The organism is Caenimonas koreensis DSM 17982, from assembly GCF_009646335.1.
Lineage (GTDB): Bacteria > Pseudomonadota > Gammaproteobacteria > Burkholderiales > Burkholderiaceae_C > Ramlibacter > Ramlibacter koreensis.
In genome coordinates this window covers 167924-183686 of the sequence record NZ_WJBU01000006.1, presented here as the reverse complement: position 1 = coordinate 183686, position 15763 = coordinate 167924, and the positions used below count along the sequence as shown (strand labels likewise).

Here is a 15763-nt window from a genome sequence, read left to right as displayed (position 1 = left end):
CCACGGGCAGGCACTTGCGCAGCGCGCAGTGCCAGTCTGGTGAAGAGTTTTCTTGGGGCTCAGCGCAAGCCGGCGATGTAATCAGCCACGGCTTTCATCTCGCGATCGTTCAGGCGGGCTGCAACTTGCGCCATCTGCACGCTGTTCTGGCGCACACCGTCGCGGAAGCTGGTCAGCTGCGCCACCGTGTAGTCAGCGTGCTGGCCAGACAGACGCGGGTACTGCGAGGGAATGCCCGCGCCGTTGGGGCTATGGCAGCCCGCACAAGCTGCCACCTGGCGCTCAGCAATGCCGCCGCGGTAAATGCGCTCACCCAGCGTGACGAGCGCTTTGTCTTTGGCAAAACCGGGCTTGGCTTTTTGCGAGGCCGTCCAGTAGGCGATGTTGCGCATGTCGTCATCAGACAGGCCGGCTGCCATGGCTTGCATGGTCGCGTTGACGCGCTTGCCAGACTTGAAGTCCTGCAGCTGCTTGACGAGGTATTCGGGGTGCTGCTGCGCCAGCTTCGGATTGACTGGGATGCCGGAATTGCCATCGGCACCGTGGCATGCAGCGCAGACTGCAGTGAATTTTTCGCCGCCCTTGGCCAAGTCTGGCTTGGCGGGAGCTGGTGCGGCAGCGGCGGCAGGCTTGGCTGCAGCATGTTCAGCGGCGGAAGCCGTCAGGACGGGCGCTGCCAGCGCAGCGGCGATCAGCAGGAGAGCAAGCGACTTCATCGTGTGGGGCATCGTTATGTGGCGCAAAACCTCGTGATTCTACAATGCCCCATCTGGCCCACGAGCCGGCGGATCAACCCGCACAGGGCCCGCCCATTCCAAGGCCACCCCCCGGCGTCATTCCCCAGCGCATTCGCCGGCGCATCCCGACACAAAGGCTCGACATGACCTCCCCCCCGGCAAAACCCGCCGGCACCAAGACCGACGCAGCACTGGCCATGGGCTGGCTGCACACGGCACGCTTTCTCACGACAGCGCCCACGCTGGAGTTCCTGCCCGCGCTCAACGTGCCGGAAATCGCCTTCGTCGGCCGCTCCAACGCGGGCAAGTCCACCTGCATCAATACGCTCACACAGCAAAAGCGCCTGGCCTTTGCTTCGAAGACACCCGGCCGCACGCAAAGCATCAATTTGTTCTCGCTTGGCAAGCAAGGCGTGACTGACGCTGTGCTCGCCGACTTGCCCGGCTACGGCTACGCCGCCGTGCCCAAGCAGGACAAGATCCGCTGGCAGCGCGTGATGGCGAATTACCTCGTCACACGCGAGTCGCTCACGGGCGTCGTCCTGTTGTGCGACCCGCGCCATGGCCTGACGGAGCTCGACGACATCCTGCTCGAAGTGATTCGCCCGCGCGTCGAAGAGGGCCTGAAGTTCCTGGTGCTGCTCACCAAGTCCGACAAGCTCAATCGCAGCGAAGGCACCAAGGCACTCTCGATTGCCAAGCTGCAGGCAGGCGGCGGCGAAGTCAAACTCTTTTCGGCACTGAAAAAGCAGGGCATTGAAGAAGTCGCGATGCTGCTGTCGCAGTGGGCCCACGGGAGCCCGGAATGATTGACAAATTCCAGCTCGAACTGCCTCACGGCATTACCCTCAGCTGCCGCACGGCAGGCGAACGTGGCAAGCCGGTGCTGGTGTTTCTGCATGGCTTTCCTGAAGCGGCCTTTGTGTGGGACTGGCTGCTCGAGCACTTCGCCGCACGCGGCTGGCGTTGCATCGCCCCCAACCTGCGCGGCTTCGAGCAATCGACGCGGCCAGCAGACGTCAAGCAATACCGCGCCAAGTACCTCGTGCAAGACATCGCTGCGCTCATCGCATCCGAAGGCGCGCCGATTGAATGCCTCATCGCGCACGACTGGGGCGGCGCGGTGGCGTGGAACCTTGCCAACCAGCTGCCGTACCTGACCCGGCGCCTGGCCATCATCAACTCGCCGCACCCCGGCACATTCCTGCGCGAGCTCAAGCACAACCCGAAGCAGCAGGCCGCCAGCGCGTACATGAACTTCCTGGCGCGGCCCGACGCGGCGCAGATCCTGCGCGAGGACGACTATCGACGTCTGTTTGAATTTTTCACGAAAGGCGGCAGCGCGGCGTGGATGACAGACGACGTGAAGCAGCAATATCGCAACGTGTGGGACGCCAGCCTCGAGGGCGGCTGCAGCTACTACAGCGCCTCACCACTGCGTCCGCCTCGTGGCGATGACCCGGGCGCTGCGGCGATTGATCTGCCGCGCGAGGCACTGACTGTCGACATACCAACACTCGTGGTCTGGGCCATGGACGATGTCGCGCTCTGCCCGGAACTCGTCGAAGGCCTGGAAGGTTACGTGAATCACCTCACCCTTGAACGCGTGGAAGGTGCTTCGCACTGGATCATCCACGAGCAGCCTGAGCGCGTAGCGCACTCGCTCGCAAACTTTCTCGCGCGCCCCGTTTAATAAACCGGCGGCTCGCCCGGTGGGCGCGATTTGAAGCGCTTGTGTACCCAGTAATACTGCTCGGGTATCTCGTCGATGAAGCCTTGCAGCCGCTCGTTCATGAGCGCAGTGTCGGCCACCGGATCGTCAGTCGGAAAATCGCGCCAGGCCGGGTACGCGCGCGTCTCGTAGCCGTCTTTCGTGATACGGGTGATCAGGGGCACGACCCTTGCGCGGCCCAGTTTCGCGAAGCGTGACAGCGAAGGCACCGTTGCAGCGCTCACGCCATAGAACGGCACAAAAACCGACTCCTGCGCGCCGTAGTTCATGTCGGGCAACAGGCAGAACCGTTCGCCCCTGCGCAGAGAAGCCACGATGGCCTTGACACCGTCCGCACGCCTGAAAAGTTCAACATGGCCGTAGCGCTGCCTGCCCTTGAGGATCCATGCATCCACGACTGCGTTGCTCTGCGGCGTGTAGAGCGTCGAGAACGCGCGAGTCAGCTGCTGCGTGCAAGCTGTCCAGCCGGCATCCATGCCCACGAAGTGCGGCACGAAGATCAGTGCAGGGTCACTGCCTGTAAGTTCTTCGACAGCGCCCGTGAGCTTCAGGCGCCGCAGCGTGACTGGCGGCTTGCCGTGCCACAGCCAGCTGCGGTCGAGCCAGGCCTGCGCGAACGCTACGAAGATGCGCGGGATCAGCGCAGCGCGCTGCTGCTGCGGCCATTGCGGAAAACACAAGTCGATGTTGCGCCTTGCAATGCGCCTGCGCGGCACGATAACGATGTACAGCACCCAGCCCAGCAGCCAGCCGAGGGCTCGAATCCACGTGAGTGGCAGGTGAGCCAGCGCACGCATGAACCAGACGCCGACGTGGCTCATCCGGCACTTTCCGTGCGCGACGGATCATTCTTCGCCACTGGCCCATCACTGCGCGGCGCCTTGTACCGCGCATAGCCCCACAAATACTGGGCCGGGCACTCACGAATCAGCGATTCCATTCGCGCGTTGACCTGGCTCGCCGCCACAGCCGGATCGCCCGAGATTGCTTCATTCCATGGCCGCACGTGAAGCCGGAAGCCCCGGCCCCACGACAGGCGCTGCGCCCATATCAGCACGATGCAGGCGCCTGTCTGCTGGGCAAGCCGTGCCGACAGCGTCATGGTGTACGCATTGCGGCCAAAGAAGGGGGCCCATTCACCCAGGCCAGCGGGCGGCACCTGGTCCGGCAAGAGCCCCACTGCCTGGCCAGCCTTGAGCGCCTTGAGCATTTGGCGCACGCCAGACAGGGTCGTCGGCACAGTGGCGAGGTTGGCGCGCGCTCTGGACGTATCGACCAAGTCACGCAGCCACGCCTTTCGGGCGGGACGGTAGAGCACCGTGATCTGCCCGTAGCGCTGCGCGTAGCCCTGCGCAGCGACCTCGAACGAACCCAGATGCGGCGTGAGAAAGACGATGCCCTTGCCGCGCCCTCGTGCTTCTTCGACGCACGCCTCGTTCTCCCACTCGACATGCACCGGCCGGCCAAACCACAGACGCGGCACTTCGGCAATGAGCTTGCCCGACTCTGCGATGGCACCGCGGACCTCGCTGAAGACCAGGCCCGCCTGCCGGGCGTTCTCAAGGAAGCGCCTGCGATAGACAGGCGACGCCACGAAGGACACCCAGCCCACTGCGGCACCCAATGCGTGCAGGATGATGAGTGGCACATGGGCCAGCACGCGGAACAGGGTTTTCACAAGCGTTTAAAATGCCTCGGTCGCCGAGTTATGAACTACTTGCAGGGCGACTTCAAAAAAATTCTGCTAAAGCGTTCGCCGCAAGCTCAGGCTCAAGGCAACGCGCCTTACAACCTGTGGAGTTTATTCAAATGGCGAACGACTTTCTCTTTACTTCCGAATCCGTCTCCGAAGGCCATCCCGACAAGGTAGCCGACCAGATCTCCGACGCGATTCTCGATGCGATCTTCAAGCAAGACCCGCGCAGCCGCGTCGCCGCTGAAACGCTGACCAACACCGGCCTTGTGGTACTGGCCGGTGAGATCACCACCAACGCCCACGTTGATTACATCCAGGTCGCGCGCGACACCATCAAGCGCATCGGCTACGACAACACCGAATACGGCATCGACTACAAGGGTTGCGCCGTGATGGTCTGCTACGACAAGCAGTCCAACGACATCGCGCAAGGTGTCGATCACGCGAGCGACGACCACCTCAACACCGGCGCAGGCGATCAAGGCCTGATGTTCGGCTACGCCTGCGACGAAACGCCCGAGCTGATGCCAGCGCCGATCTACTACGCACACCGCCTTGTCGAGCGTCAGGCACAACTGCGCAAGGACGGCCGCCTGCCTTTCCTTCGCCCCGACGCGAAGAGCCAGGTCACGATGCGCTATGTCGATGGCAAGCCGCACAGCATCGACACTGTGGTGCTCTCTTCGCAGCACAGCCCTGAGCAAAGCGACGGCCACAAGATGAAAGCGTCGTTCACCGAGGCGATCATCGAAGAGATCATCAAGCCGGTGCTGCCCAAGGAATGGCTGAAGGACACGAAGTACCTGATCAACCCGACGGGCCGCTTCGTCATTGGTGGCCCGCAAGGCGACTGCGGCTTGACCGGCCGCAAGATCATTGTGGACACGTACGGTGGTGCCTGCCCCCACGGCGGCGGCGCATTCTCGGGCAAGGACCCGTCCAAGGTTGATCGCTCGGCTGCTTACGCCGCGCGCTATGTCGCGAAGAACATCGTGGCTGCCGGCATCGCACGGCAGTGCCAGATTCAGGTGGCGTATGCGATTGGTGTGGCCAAGCCCATGAACGTCACGGTGTACACCGAAGGCACGGGCGTCATTCCTGATGACCAGATCGCCGCGCTCGTGAACGAACACTTTGACCTGCGTCCCAAGGGCATCATCCAGATGCTCGACCTGCTGCGCCCGATCTACGAGAAGACGGCTGCCTACGGCCACTTCGGCCGCGAAGAGCCGGAGTTCACGTGGGAGCGCACAGACAAGGCAGCCGCGCTGAAGGCGGCCGCCGGAATCAAGTAACCAGGCGCGGCTTCAAACGCGCGCTGATCAATTCAGCGCCGTCTGGGCCCGCTCGTACTCGGCTCGCTTCATCGACACATACTGCGCGCGATCCATCTCATGGAGTTGCCGGGCGTATCGCTCTGTCGCGTTGAACCACGTCGATATCTGCTTGTCGACCCGCTGCTGCGGCGAGGCCGACTGCGACACCAGGTACGAGTCGATGGCCAGGTAGTAGCGCATCACATTGCGTTCGATGGCGCCGCGCATGCCGCCGATCAGCACTGGCTCACCGTTGGCCGTCTTGCCTGCCGACGAGAAGCCGACCTTGCTCGCACCGGCGGTTGACAGGTAGGCCTGCATCGCCAGGCGTCCTGCAAAGCCGTAGCCGTACGAATAGCTCAGGTGCATGAACGACTTTCCGTTGTCCAGCGGAACGGCCGAGATGGCGATGCGATAGTTCCGGGTGCCAAGGGGCCCCGTCGCCGCCGTCAGCCGGCTTTCAAGATAGTCCGCCGACGCCGCGACCGCCTTGTACGCAAAGTCAATCTGGTAAGCATCCTGCACCGGTTGGTCAAACTTGCGGCCTATGCGCACATCCAGCGTGACAGCGTCACCCGCTCCGTTCGCATGGCAGTACTTCGTGTTGAACGGCAGCAGCATGATGTCGCACCAGTCTCCAGGCCCTTTGAGCGACTCGCTCACCGTCTTGAACGGATGATCCAGCACGGCGTAGATGTCGCCCGTGAGCACATCGTTCGTCTCCGTCGAATTGATGTATATCGCGCGGCCGAAGCTGTTGCTGCGCAGCGGCTCGCGCAGCTCTGCGTACTTGGCCCGCAACGCGTTGGGGTCTTCTGCGTGGGCCAGCAGCGAGGTGATGCCCAGCGCAGTCGCCACGAGGACGTGGAGCAGCTTTTTCATACGTGTTCCTCGTTGCATTCATGCCGGCGTGCGTTTTGCGCAGGCCCGTCATTGAGCACCTCCAGAACATCCAGCTGGATACCGCCCATGAAAAGCGAGTGAGGGGCCACCACATAGACGAAGCAGCCATGCTGCCCCAGGTCGAGCACCAGACGCAGCGTCGGGCGCTCCACTTGCTCCCAGGCGCGTATGAGTCGGGTTCGCACAAGGTTGTCGCTCACCTGCAGGAAGCGCAGCTTGTGATGGTTCTGCGACAGGCTGACTGCGTCCAGATAGGTGGATGCTGCCTTGTTGCGCGTCTGGAAATTCGGCGTGAGATCGACCGACAGCGTGAGTACCTCGCCCTGGACTTCCAGCACGAAGTTCCTTCCGAGCAGCGCGTCACTGCTCTCGCCGTACTTGTATGCGAGGTGAAGGTGTGAGGGCGTCTTGCGCAGAGAGTGCTTCATGGCATGTCGGTCCTGGGAACGCCGCGGGGTCTTGCGGCACGCTCCAGAGACTGCAGTGAGCCTGTGCACCCGTGTGTAGGACAAGCATGGATTTGTCTGTACGGCTGAGCAAAGCAGAGCCGGCGCCTGCCCCATCAACGCGCTCCTACAGCCGGTCCACGGCTTGGCTGACTGGCCGTATGCGCTGCGGCGCGAAAGATGTGTGCTCTATCACTATCAGGAGTTCAGAACATGGCAGATAACAGTGCCGACCGTGATGACGTCATCGACGTATTGCAAGACTTGGCCGAGTGCTCGAAAGACGGGGAATACGGCTTTCGCGCTTGCGCCGAGCAAGCTGACCGCGCTGACTTGAAGGCAATGTTCCTGCAACGTGCCGCCGATTGCCGCAACGCCGTCGCAGAACTCAATGAGCACATCCGTTCGATGGGTGGCAACATCACCGAGCACGGCAGCGCAGCCGCGGCAATCCATCGCGGCTGGGTGGCCGTGAAGACGACGCTCACCACTTACGACGACAAGGCGGTGCTCGAAGAGTGCGAACGCGGCGAAGACAACGCGAAGGCGCGCTACATGAACGCCTTGAAAAAGCCATTGCCAGCGGCCGTGCAGCTCATTGTCGAGCGCCAGTACCAGGGTGTGCTGCGCAATCACGAGCAGATCAAGTCGCTGCGCGACCAGTTCCGCGCTACTGCCTGAAGGGCACGCGCCATGTTGCTGCCAGCGCCGGCCCTTGTCGACGTTTGCAGCACCCGAGGCCGGCGTTATGCCGGCCTTTTTTCTTGTGCCCACGGACAATGACACCATGAGCGACCGTGCTTCCACCGCGTTGAAGGCCTATCGCGCCAAGCGCAATTTCAAGGCGACACCGGAGCCCGCCGACGGCGGGCTCGCCAATGACGACCTGCGCGCCTTCGTCATCCAGAAACATTGGGCAACGGGCCTGCACTACGACTTCCGGCTGGAACTCGATGGCACGATGAAAAGCTGGGCCGTGCCCAAAGGCCCGAGCTACGACCCTGCAGACAAGCGGATGGCCGTGCAGGTCGAGGACCACCCGCTCTCCTACAACACCTTTGAAGGAGAGATTCCCAAGGGGAACTACGGCGCGGGCAGAGTGATCATCTGGGACAAAGGTGTGTGGATTCCGCTGGAAGACCCGCACAAGGGCTATCGCGACGGCAAGCTGATGTTCGAGCTTCGGGGCCACAAGATGCAGGGCAAGTGGACGCTGGTTCGCATGAAGTCGCGCGAAGATGAACGGCAGATACCTTGGCTGTTGATCAAGGAGCGAGACAGTTTCGTGAGGCCTTCCGGCGAATACAGCGTGGTGGACGAGATGCCCGGCAGCGTGAAAAACCTCGAAGCGCCCGCAGCGTCCGGGCCACCAGTCGGGGCCCAGCCTGCGGAACTGCCGACCCATTTGCAGCCCCAGCTTGCGACGCTCGTGACCGGCCCGCCGGCAGACAGCGGCCAGTGGCTCTACGAAGTCAAGTTCGATGGCTACCGGATGCTCACTCGCGCCAAAGGCGGCGGCATCTCACTGGTCACCCGCAACGGCAACGACTGGACGCGCAAACTCCCTGAGCTGCAAGCCGCGCTCCAGCAGATGGACTTGCCCGACGGCTGGTACGACGGCGAGATCATCATGCCCAGCGCGCGGGCGCCGTCCGACTTCCAGGCGCTGCAAGGCGCGTTCGATACAGCACGCACGACGGACATCGTCTATTACCTCTTCGATGTGCCTTACTGTGCGGGCTTCGATCTGCGGCAAGTGCCGCTTGTCGAGCGGCGCGCGGTGCTGGTGCGCATCGTCAGGCGGAAGCCCCATGCGAATGTGCGCTTCAGCGAAGTGTTCGACGCCAAGCCAGAGGAAGTGGTCGCCTCGGCCTGCAAGCTCGGGCTGGAGGGTGTGATCGCGAAGCGTCGCGACTCGGCTTACGTGCCGCGACGATCGACCGACTGGATCAAGCTCAAATGCGGCCATCGACAGGAATTCGTCATTGGCGGCTTCACTGATCCGCAGGGCGAGCGCGCGGGCATCGGCTCCCTGCTTCTCGGGGTACACGATGAATCGGGCGCCCTGCAATTCGCGGGCAATGTGGGCACAGGCTTCAGCGATGCAACCTTGCGCGATTTGCGCAAGAAGCTTGATGCCCTGGCGGCCAGCCAGAGCCCGTTCGCACCCGACGCGCAAATCCCGCGCCGGTCGCACTTCGTGAAGCCGCAATTGATCTGCGAAGTGTCGTTCGGCGAGTGGACGCGCAGCGGCCGCGTGCGCCACTCGGTGTTCCAGGGCCTGCGCGACGACAAACGCGCTGCCGCGATCCAACGCGAGAAGCCCCGTGCGGTGAAGAAGACTGCAAACAGAAATGTCGCCGCGGAGCCTGCCGCGGCGCCGCCTCAAGCTGTTGAACTGCCTTCAACGCTGCGCGTCAGCCATGCCGACCGCATCATCGACGCCGAATCGGGCATGACGAAAATCGACCTCGTGCGGTACTACGCGCAGGTTGCAGATCTGATGATGCCGCACCTGAAGTCACGCCCCGTGTCGCTGGTACGCGCTCCAAAAGGCATTGGCGGGGAGCTGTTCTTCCAGAAGCATCCCGAGCGCTACAAGATGCCCGGCATCGTTGAACTCGACGCCGCACTGGCGCCTGGCCATCCGCCGATGCTCGAGGTCGCGCAGCCGCTCGGGCTGTTGTCCGCAGCGCAGATGAACGTGATCGAGTTTCACACCTGGAACGGCGTCACGACGGCCATCGACAAACCCGATCGCATGACGTTCGACCTGGACCCCGGCGAAGGCGTGAGCTGGCCGCAAATCCAGGAAGCAGCGCAGCTCGTTCACGCGCTTCTCGATCAGCTGGGCTTGCCTTCGTTCCTGAAAACCAGCGGCGGCACCAATCGCGTCGGCAAAATCTTCATCGACTACCTGCGCAATGGATTTGGCGCGACAACCCCCTGCGCGTGGTCGGCACGGTCGCGGCCCGGGCTCGGTATTTCGGTACCGGTGCGCTGGGACGAACTGGCGCAGCTCACGAGCGGCGCACACTGGACAGTGAAGTCACTGCACTCGCGCCTGCCCGTGGGCAACACACCTTGGGACGACTACGATGCCAGCCGCGCGCGCCTGTCACCAGCGATGAAGACGCTGGGCTTCACCCCCGCGCGTTGACGCTTGCCGCTCATTCCACCGTCACACTCTTTGCGAGGTTGCGCGGCTTGTCCACATCGGTGCCGCGAGCGCAGGCCGTGTGATACGCCAGCAGCTGCAACGGCACCACGTGCAGCAGCGGGCTGAGCGGGCCGTAGTGCTCAGGCATGCGGATCACATGAATGCCCTCTTCACTCTCGATCTTCGTGTCGGCATCGGCCAGCACGTAGAGAACGCCGCCGCGCGCACGCACTTCCTGCATGTTGCTCTTGAGCTTTTCGAGCAATGCGTCATTCGGCGCCACCGTGACGACGGGCATTTCGCTCGTGACGAGGGCCAGCGGGCCGTGCTTGAGTTCACCGGCAGCGTACGCCTCGGCGTGGATGTACGTGATCTCCTTGAGTTTCAGCGCGCCTTCGAGTGCGATCGGGTAGTGCAGCCCGCGACCGAGGAACAACGCGTTCTCCTTGTTGGCGAAATCTTCGGACCAGCTGATCACCTGCGGCTCCAGCGCCAGCACGGCCTGCAGCGCGGCGGGCAGGTGCCGCATTGCCTTGACGTGTTGCGCTTCTTCTTCGTCCGACAGCCGCCCTTTCGCCTGCGCGAGCACAAGTGTGAGCAGGAACAGCCCCGCCAGTTGCGTGGTGAAAGCCTTCGTCGATGCAACACCGATCTCGGCACCGGCGCGCGTCACATAGGCGAGCTTGCATTCGCGCACCATGGCTGAGGTCGAGACGTTGCAGATCGTGAGCGTCTTGTCCATCCCCAGGCTTTTCGCGTGGCGCAGTGCGGCCAGTGTGTCGGCCGTCTCGCCGGACTGGCTGATCGTGACGACGAGCGTGCTGGGGTCTGGCACGGTATCGCGGTACCGGTATTCGCTGGCAATCTCGACTTGCGTCGGGATCTTCGCAATGCTTTCCAGCCAGTACTTCGCCGTGCAGCCGCTGTAGTAGCTCGTGCCGCACGCGAGGATCAGCACTGAATTGACTTCCTTGAACACACGTAGTGCGCCGTCGCCGAACAGCTCGGGCACGATGCCCTGCACACCTTCGAGCGTGTCGGCCACGGCGCGCGGCTGCTCGAAAATTTCCTTTTGCATGTAGTGGCGATACGGGCCAAGTTCGGCAGCGCCACTGTGCGCCTGCACTGTCTTGACTTCACGCTGCACGGGCTTGTGCATTTTGTCGACGATCCAGTACCTGCCAAGCTGCACGTCGATCACGTCGCCCTCTTCCAGGTACAGGATCTGGTCTGTGACGCCCGCGAGCGCCATCGCGTCGCTCGCCAGGAAGTTCTCGCCATCCTTGCCAACGCCCAGGATCAACGGCGAGCCCGCCCGAGCACCGATCACGCGATGCGGCTCGTCCTTGCAGAACACGGCGATCGCGTATGCGCCCTGCAGTTGCAGCACAGCGGCCTTCACTGCATCGAACAAGTCGCCGTCGTACAAGCTGTCGACCAGGTGCGAGATCACTTCCGTGTCGGTCTGGCTCGCGAATTCGTAGCCCTTGGCCTGCAGGCCTTTGCGCAGCTCGATGTAGTTTTCAATGATGCCGTTGTGCACGAGCGCGATGCGCCCCGCCTTGGCCGAAGCGTTCGCGCCAGGGCCGTGGCTGAAGTGCGGATGCGCGTTGTGCACGGCCGGCGCACCATGCGTGGCCCAACGCGTGTGGGCGATGCCAGTCGTGCCTTCGAGGTGCTCCTGCTCGATCTGCTCGATGAGCGTGGCGACACGGTCGGTGCTGCGCGCGCGCTTGAGGCCACCTGCGTAGAGCGCGACGCCGCAGGAGTCATAGCCCCGGTATTCGAGGCGCTGCAGGCCCTGGACCAGGATGGGAACGATGTTGCGGGTTGAGACGGCGCCGACGATGCCACACATGAAGTTTCTCCGGGTTCGATGAATTCAGTGCGGCGACTGTAGGCTGGACATGAAGAAATATGCAGTCTATATTTAGTCTTTTTTGGAATTTAATTTCTTGATTCCGTTGAGTGTAAATTTAATTCCATTTAGTATTAACAGATGGAAGAAGAATTCACAATTGACGCCATCGATGCGGCTTTGCTGGACCTGTTGCAGGTGGATGCGTCGCTCAGCAACCAGGAACTGGCGCATCGCGTCCACGTCTCGCCGCCGACGTGCCTGCGACGCATCAAGCGCTTGCGCGACGCGGGCCTCATAGCCCGGCAAGTCGCGTTACTCGACACCGACCGGCTCGCCCAAGTCAACGGTCACGGCTTGCAGGCCATCGTCGAAATCACGCTGGAACGCCAGGGGCAGGACCACGCCGAAGCTTTTGAGGCGCGCGTCATTGGGGATGCATGCGTACAGCAGTGCTATCGCGTGTCACCCGGCCCCGACTTCATCCTGGTCGTCCACACCAGCGACATGCCCGCCTACCTGCAACTCGCGCAGCGCCTGTTCACCAGCGATGCCAATGTACGCAACGTGAAGGCGTTCTTCAGTGTGAAGCGCAGCAAGTTCGAGCCACGCGTGCCTGTCGCTACTTCGGCGCCTTTTGCGGGCGCTTCCAGTCGCTGATGCTCACCTGCTTGCCGCGCGCGACCGACAGCGCGCCGGGCGGGGTGTCTTTCGTGATGGTCGAGCCCCCACCGACGGTGCCGCCGCGCCCGATTCGCACGGGTGCGACGAGCACGCTGTTGCTGCCGATGTGCACGTCGTCCTCGATCACAGTGCCGTGCTTGTTCGCGCCGTCGTAGTTGGCCGTGATCGCGCCAGCGCCATAGTTCACCCGCTCACCGACTGTCGTGTCGCCAAGATATGCCAGGTGGTTGGCCTTGGAGCCACGGCCCATCGTCGAATTTTTCACTTCGACAAAGTTGCCGATATGGACGTCCGGCCCAAGTTGCGCGCCCGGCCGCAGCCGTGCAAACGGCCCAACGATCGCGCCCTCGCCGATCGTCACCGCATCCGACTCACCGTCGATGTGCGTGAACGCCTGGATGCGCACGTTCGCCGCGATGGCCGCATTGCGAATGAAGCAGTTGGGGCCGATCGTCACACTGTCGCCCAGCGACACATTGCCCTCGAACACGCAATTGACATCGACCTCGACGTCCTGCCCGCATTGCAGCGAGCCCCGCACGTCGAAGCGGGCCGGATCGGCGATGCGCACGCCCGCCTCCATGAACTCCCGCGCGCGGCGCAGTTGATACGCTCGTTCCAGGGCGGCGAGCTGCAGCGGGCTGTTCACGCCTTCGACCTGCACCTGGTCCGCAGCTTTGACTGCCACCACTTGCGTTGATTCCCCCACGGCAAGTGCAACGACATCTGTCAGGTAGTACTCGCCTTGCACGTTGTCGTTTTTCAGCTGGGACAGCCAGCGCTTGAGCTGGGCTGTAGGCGCGGCCATGAAGCCTGTGTAGATCTCGCGCAGTTCGCGCTGCTGCGCTGTCGCATCCTTGTGCTCGACGATGGCTTGAACGGCCTCGCCAGTGCGCACGATGCGGCCGTAGCCCGCCGGGTCGGGCATGTCGATGGTGAGCAGGGCCAGGCGCTTGCCGCCGCAGGCGTCGATCAGCAATTGCAGCGTTGCGGCCTCGACCAGCGGCACATCGCCATTGAGGATGAGGGTGACGCCGTCATCCGGCAGCGCAGGCGCAGCTTGCTGGATGGCATGGCCGGTGCCGAGTTGCGGTTCCTGCCGCACAAACGCAGGCAGTGGCCGCCCACTCGCCTTCGTCCAGCCGGTGACAGCAGCTTCGACCTCAGCCGAGCCGCTGCCGGTGACGATCACCACCCGCCGCGCGTCGAGCCCTGCAACCGTGTCGACCACGTGGGCGAGCAATGCACGTCCGGCCAATCGGTGCAACACTTTGGGCAAACGGCTCTTCATGCGCGTGCCCTTGCCCGCTGCCATGATGACCACATCGATCGCTGCCATGCCTGTTCCTTCTCTTTGGATGAATTACTGCTCTCGTATCGCGAGGATTATCGGCCTGCTCGCGCTGGCGACCCTGCTCGCGGGCTGCAGCGCGATCAAGCTGGCCTACAACAACCTGGACGACATCGCCTACTGGTGGATGGACAGCTATGTCGACTTCAACGACGAGCAGTCGCCCCGCGTGCGCGCCGACCTGGCACGCATCCATCGATGGCACCGCCAGCAGGAGCTGCCGCAGCTCGCGTCACTGCTCAAGTCGATTGAGCAACTCACGCCTGCAGACATTTCCGCCTCACAGGTATGTGCGTTCGAGCCGCGTGTGCGCGAGCGTGTCGCCGCGGTAACGTCGTATGGCGAACCGCAGGTCGTGTCACTGGCCCTGTCGCTCGCGCCTGAACAGCTTGCTCACCTGGAACGCAAGTTCGACCGCACCAATAGTGACTACTCGAAGGAGTGGCTGCGCATCGACGCGACCTCGATGCGCGACAAGCGATTCGAGAAGATGCTCGAGCGCGCCGAGATGGTTTACGGCAGCCTGGACGACAGGCAAAAGGCGGTGCTGCGCGCGGAAATCGACCGATCCGTCTTTGATCCCCGACGGGCATTCGACGAGCAACGCCGCCGGCAGCAGGACTTGTTGCTGGCGCTGCGCCAGATCCAGTCGCAACGCATGGACGCAACACAGGCATCGACAGTATTGCGCGCGTACCTGCAGCGCTCCCAAGAGTCACCTGACCCAGCGTACCGTGCTGTGCAGCTTGCGCTCATTCAGGAAACCTGCGGCATGACGGCCACGCTGCACAACAGCACAACGGCCGCTCAACGCGACATCGCCATCCGGCGGCTTCGCGCATGGCAGCGTGACCTGAAAGAACTCAATGGGAAGCCGTGACTACGCCTGCAGCGACGCCCACATTTCCTGGTCGCGCTGCGCTGTCCAGATGCGCGGATTCTTGATGCCCTTGGCCTCATCGTAAGCGCGGCTCACGTCAAACGGCAGGCAGTGTTCGTAGATGAACACGTTGCCGAAGATCGGGTCCATCTGCTTGCGCGTGTGGGCCATCGCGGCCTTCAAGTCCATATTGGCAGCGGCGGCTTCCTTTGCGCATGCGAAGAGCGTTTCGACCCAGCGCTTGGTGTAGTCGAGCGCCTTGTTGACTTCGGCTGCGCCCTTCATCGCCTCGCCGCGTCCCGGGACAATCGCTTCGGCGCGCAGTGCACGCAGCGCCTCCAGCGTGGCGGGCCATTCCTCAAGGTGCGCATCACCGGTGTACACGCCCGCCTGGTATTCGACGAGGTCGCCTGAGAACAGGACCTTCTCTTCTTCGACCCAGGCAATCGTGTCGCCGCGTGTGTGGCCCGGGCCCGGATGCCAGATCTGCACAACCACACCGCCCAGGTCGATCGTCAACTTGCCGGGCACTTCGCCCTTCGCGGGGTTGCCGCCACCGATGACCATCGTCGGCCAGGTGAGCCCCGGCACTGATTCGGCATTGCGGAACAGCCGCGGAAAGCGCTCCATCTCCGACTGCATGTCTTCCTTGCCGCGCTCGATGATCAATTCATGCGTGCCCTGGCTGGCAATGATCTCGGTCGCACCCTCAGCCGCATACGCGCTCGCGCCCAGCACGCGCACCGCGTGGTAGTGCGTGAGAAGCACGTACTTGATGGGCTTGTCGCTGACGGTGCGGATGCGTGCGATCAGGTCTTGCGCCATGGACGGCGTTGCAGTCGCGTCGCTGACCATGATGAATTTGTCACCGATGATCACGCCCGAATTCGGGTCGCCTTCGGCGGTGTAGGCCCAGCAGTGGGCGCTTAGTTGTTCGAAGGTGATCTTCTTGTCGGCCAGGTCGGCCTGGCTCGCGAATGCTTTGGACATCTTGTCTCCC

General features: G+C 63.0%; 15 protein-coding genes. 7 read left to right on the top strand and 8 right to left on the bottom strand.

Going from position 1 to position 15763, the window contains the following annotated elements:
* Nucleotides 1–59: 59 nt before the first annotated feature.
* Nucleotides 60–716 carry a c-type cytochrome gene (locus GHT07_RS07550; protein ID WP_153584459.1) on the bottom strand — a complete coding sequence of 219 codons (657 nt, stop codon included), beginning with the start codon at nucleotides 714–716 and terminating at the stop codon, nucleotides 60–62.
* A gap of 164 nt (nucleotides 717–880) precedes the next feature.
* On the opposite strand from GHT07_RS07550, the gene yihA reads away from it, so the two are divergent.
* Nucleotides 881–1546, top strand: a complete 666-nt coding sequence (gene yihA, locus GHT07_RS07545; protein WP_228488234.1) for a ribosome biogenesis GTP-binding protein YihA/YsxC — start codon at nucleotides 881–883, stop codon at nucleotides 1544–1546.
* Complete coding sequence (locus GHT07_RS07540; RefSeq protein ID WP_153584458.1) at nucleotides 1543–2430, top strand: alpha/beta fold hydrolase; 888 nt, start codon at nucleotides 1543–1545, stop codon at nucleotides 2428–2430. The genes yihA and GHT07_RS07540 overlap by 4 nt, the downstream gene beginning before the upstream one ends.
* Here GHT07_RS07540 and GHT07_RS07535 read toward each other — a convergent pair.
* Complete coding sequence (locus GHT07_RS07535) at nucleotides 2427–3290, bottom strand: lysophospholipid acyltransferase family protein (protein WP_153584457.1); 864 nt, start codon at nucleotides 3288–3290, stop codon at nucleotides 2427–2429. The genes GHT07_RS07540 and GHT07_RS07535 overlap by 4 nt on opposite strands.
* Nucleotides 3287–4147 (bottom strand): lysophospholipid acyltransferase family protein, encoded by an 861-nt coding sequence (locus GHT07_RS07530; RefSeq protein ID WP_323740833.1) that lies wholly within the window; start codon nucleotides 4145–4147, stop codon nucleotides 3287–3289. Before GHT07_RS07530 ends, GHT07_RS07535 begins: the two co-directional genes overlap by 4 nt.
* A 131-nt stretch (nucleotides 4148–4278) precedes the next feature.
* Here GHT07_RS07530 and metK point away from each other — a divergent pair, with 131 nt between their 5' ends.
* Nucleotides 4279–5460 (top strand): methionine adenosyltransferase, encoded by a 1182-nt coding sequence (gene metK / locus GHT07_RS07525; protein ID WP_153584456.1) that lies wholly within the window; start codon nucleotides 4279–4281, stop codon nucleotides 5458–5460.
* Nucleotides 5461–5487: 27 nt separating this feature from the next.
* Here metK and GHT07_RS07520 read toward each other — a convergent pair whose 3' ends face one another.
* Both GHT07_RS07520 and GHT07_RS07515 read right to left on the bottom strand, forming a co-directional pair.
* Nucleotides 5488–6363, bottom strand: coding sequence for a hypothetical protein (locus tag GHT07_RS07520; RefSeq protein WP_153584455.1), 876 nt, complete (start codon nucleotides 6361–6363; stop codon nucleotides 5488–5490).
* Nucleotides 6360–6812, bottom strand: coding sequence for a hypothetical protein (locus GHT07_RS07515; RefSeq protein ID WP_153584454.1), 453 nt, complete (start codon nucleotides 6810–6812; stop codon nucleotides 6360–6362). Before GHT07_RS07515 ends, GHT07_RS07520 begins: the two co-directional genes overlap by 4 nt.
* A 231-nt stretch (nucleotides 6813–7043) precedes the next feature.
* Here GHT07_RS07515 and GHT07_RS07510 point away from each other — a divergent pair, with 231 nt between their 5' ends.
* Together GHT07_RS07510 and ligD are read left to right on the top strand one after the other, a co-directional pair.
* Nucleotides 7044–7511: a PA2169 family four-helix-bundle protein gene (locus tag GHT07_RS07510; protein WP_228488233.1), complete on the top strand. Its 468-nt coding sequence runs from the start codon at nucleotides 7044–7046 to the stop codon at nucleotides 7509–7511.
* Nucleotides 7512–7617: 106 nt separating this feature from the next.
* Complete coding sequence (gene ligD, locus GHT07_RS07505; RefSeq protein WP_153584452.1) at nucleotides 7618–9990, top strand: DNA ligase D; 2373 nt, start codon at nucleotides 7618–7620, stop codon at nucleotides 9988–9990.
* A gap of 10 nt (nucleotides 9991–10000) precedes the next feature.
* Here ligD and glmS read toward each other — a convergent pair whose 3' ends face one another.
* Complete coding sequence (glmS, locus tag GHT07_RS07500) at nucleotides 10001–11848, bottom strand: glutamine--fructose-6-phosphate transaminase (isomerizing) (RefSeq protein WP_153584451.1); 1848 nt, start codon at nucleotides 11846–11848, stop codon at nucleotides 10001–10003.
* A 141-nt stretch (nucleotides 11849–11989) separates the two neighbouring features.
* On the opposite strand from glmS, the gene GHT07_RS07495 reads away from it, so the two are divergent.
* Nucleotides 11990–12508, top strand: coding sequence for an Lrp/AsnC family transcriptional regulator (locus GHT07_RS07495; RefSeq protein WP_153584450.1), 519 nt, complete (start codon nucleotides 11990–11992; stop codon nucleotides 12506–12508).
* On the opposite strand, the gene glmU is transcribed toward GHT07_RS07495, so the two are convergent.
* Nucleotides 12471–13871, bottom strand: coding sequence for a bifunctional UDP-N-acetylglucosamine diphosphorylase/glucosamine-1-phosphate N-acetyltransferase GlmU (gene glmU / locus GHT07_RS07490; protein ID WP_153584449.1), 1401 nt, complete (start codon nucleotides 13869–13871; stop codon nucleotides 12471–12473). The genes GHT07_RS07495 and glmU overlap by 38 nt on opposite strands.
* On the opposite strand from glmU, the gene GHT07_RS07485 reads away from it, so the two are divergent.
* Nucleotides 13870–14763 carry a DUF6279 family lipoprotein gene (locus tag GHT07_RS07485; RefSeq protein ID WP_228488232.1) on the top strand — a complete coding sequence of 298 codons (894 nt, stop codon included), beginning with the start codon at nucleotides 13870–13872 and terminating at the stop codon, nucleotides 14761–14763. The two genes, glmU and GHT07_RS07485, sit on opposite strands and share 2 nt — an antisense overlap.
* Here GHT07_RS07485 and GHT07_RS07480 read toward each other — a convergent pair whose 3' ends face one another.
* Nucleotides 14764–15753, bottom strand: a complete 990-nt coding sequence (locus tag GHT07_RS07480) for an MBL fold metallo-hydrolase (RefSeq protein WP_153584448.1) — start codon at nucleotides 15751–15753, stop codon at nucleotides 14764–14766. It abuts the gene before it with no gap.
* Nucleotides 15754–15763 lie beyond the last annotated feature (10 nt).

Coding starts and splice junctions, on each gene's coding strand:
- ligD (WP_153584452.1), top strand. CDS start 7,618: ATGAGCGACCGTGCTTCCACCGCGTTGAAGGCCTATCGCGCCAAGCGC.
- GHT07_RS07480 (WP_153584448.1), bottom strand. CDS start 15,753: ATGTCCAAAGCATTCGCGAGCCAGGCCGACCTGGCCGACAAGAAGATC.
- glmU (WP_153584449.1), bottom strand. CDS start 13,871: ATGGCAGCGATCGATGTGGTCATCATGGCAGCGGGCAAGGGCACGCGC.
- glmS (WP_153584451.1), bottom strand. CDS start 11,848: ATGTGTGGCATCGTCGGCGCCGTCTCAACCCGCAACATCGTTCCCATC.
- metK (WP_153584456.1), top strand. CDS start 4,279: ATGGCGAACGACTTTCTCTTTACTTCCGAATCCGTCTCCGAAGGCCAT.
- GHT07_RS07540 (WP_153584458.1), top strand. CDS start 1,543: ATGATTGACAAATTCCAGCTCGAACTGCCTCACGGCATTACCCTCAGC.
- GHT07_RS07535 (WP_153584457.1), bottom strand. CDS start 3,290: ATGAGCCACGTCGGCGTCTGGTTCATGCGTGCGCTGGCTCACCTGCCA.
- GHT07_RS07550 (WP_153584459.1), bottom strand. CDS start 716: ATGAAGTCGCTTGCTCTCCTGCTGATCGCCGCTGCGCTGGCAGCGCCC.
- GHT07_RS07515 (WP_153584454.1), bottom strand. CDS start 6,812: ATGAAGCACTCTCTGCGCAAGACGCCCTCACACCTTCACCTCGCATAC.
- GHT07_RS07485 (WP_228488232.1), top strand. CDS start 13,870: ATGCCTGTTCCTTCTCTTTGGATGAATTACTGCTCTCGTATCGCGAGG.
- GHT07_RS07510 (WP_228488233.1), top strand. CDS start 7,044: ATGGCAGATAACAGTGCCGACCGTGATGACGTCATCGACGTATTGCAA.
- yihA (WP_228488234.1), top strand. CDS start 881: ATGACCTCCCCCCCGGCAAAACCCGCCGGCACCAAGACCGACGCAGCA.
- GHT07_RS07520 (WP_153584455.1), bottom strand. CDS start 6,363: ATGAAAAAGCTGCTCCACGTCCTCGTGGCGACTGCGCTGGGCATCACC.
- GHT07_RS07495 (WP_153584450.1), top strand. CDS start 11,990: ATGGAAGAAGAATTCACAATTGACGCCATCGATGCGGCTTTGCTGGAC.